This window comes from Paenibacillus ehimensis NBRC 15659, from assembly GCF_004000785.1.
Lineage (GTDB): Bacteria > Bacillota > Bacilli > Paenibacillales > NBRC-103111 > Paenibacillus_G > Paenibacillus_G ehimensis.
Window position 1 is genome coordinate 1 of record NZ_BILX01000188.1, and the last position, 1,434, is coordinate 1,434.

Annotated in this window: 1 protein-coding gene; it reads left to right on the plus strand. The window is 40.2% G+C overall.

The annotated features are described in order from the left end of the window. Nucleotides 1-54: 54 nt before the first annotated feature. A protein-coding gene (locus PEH01S_RS34255; RefSeq protein ID WP_127490454.1) for an IS3 family transposase occupies nt 55-1,403 on the plus strand; the annotation gives its coding sequence in 2 pieces (ribosomal slippage) (nt 55-508 and nt 508-1,403; 1,350 coding nt in all). Nucleotides 1,404-1,434 lie beyond the last annotated feature (31 nt).

Here is a 1,434-nt window from a genome sequence, read left to right on the forward strand (position 1 = left end):
TGAACTGCACCCCAATTGTTAGACACCATCTAACAGTTGGAGGTGCAGTTTTTTATGGGTAAATTTAGCATAGAAGATAAGCTTCAAGCCGTACAAGCTTATTTGACCGGGAAAGAATCGTATAGGGATATTGGGGCACGTATTGGCGCAGATCACAAAGCGGTCGTAAAATGGGTTTCCCTTTATGAAGCGCATGGCATGGAAGGTTTGGTTACGAGGTATACAGCCTATTCGAAAGAGTTTAAAATGGACGTACTGAATTTTATGAACGAATCAGGGACGTCTCTTTTAGAAACCGCCGCGATTTATAACATTCCAGCGCCTACGACCATTCTACAATGGAAAAGAGTCCTGGAAGAGCAAGGTGAAGACGCCCTAAAACCAAAGAAAAAGGGGCATCCATCAATGAAAAAAGAAACAGGGGAATTACCTCCAGTAGAAGACTCGGTCGAAGCTTTGAAAGCAGAGATCGAACGTTTACGAATGGAGAACGCCTACTTAAAAAAATTGAATGCCTTAGTTCAAAAAAAGGAAAAGTTACAAAACAAGACAAAGCGCAAGTAATATTTGGGCTAAGGCTAGAATACCCAATTAGTTCATTACTTCAACTGGCTCAGATTCCGCGTAGTACGTATTATTACTGGGTTAGTACATTCGATCGCCCAGATAAGGATGCGGACTTAAAATCCCGTATTACAGCGATCTATCATGAGCATAAAGGCCGTTATGGTTACCGTCGTATTACGGATCAACTGCACAATGAAGGACATTCTGTCAATCATAAAAAAGTGCAACGTATTATGCGTGAGCTTGGCTTAAAGAGCATTGTCCGAATGAAAAAGTATCGCTCGTATAAAGGAACGGTTGGTAAAATCGCACCGAATATTTTAGATCGTAATTTCCAGGCTAAAAAACCAAATGAGAAATGGGTAACGGATATTACAGAGCTCCATCTATTTGGCGAAAAGCTGTATTTATCACCTATGTTGGATTTGTTTAACGGGGAAATTATTACGTACACCATCGAATCCCGCCCAGTTTACTCCCTTGTTTCTAGAATGCTTGAAAAAGCATTTGAGCGTTTGAATGGCGAAGATACGCTTCTTATTCATTCTGATCAGGGCTGGCATTATCAGATGCGCCAGTATCAACAGGCATTAAAGGAACGTGGGATTACCCAAAGTATGTCACGTAAAGGTAACTGTTATGATAACTCCGTTATTGAAAACTTTTTTGGCATCTTAAAATCGGAGTTCTTATATACACAAGAGTTTGAAGATATTGAACAGTTTAAAGTAGAACTGGAGAAATACATCAACTATTACAATCATAAACGGATAAAGGCAAAACTAAAAGGCATGAGCCCAGTAAAATACCGAGCTCATGCCGTAGAAGCTGCCTAACATAGAGTGTCTAACTTTTTGGGGTCACTGC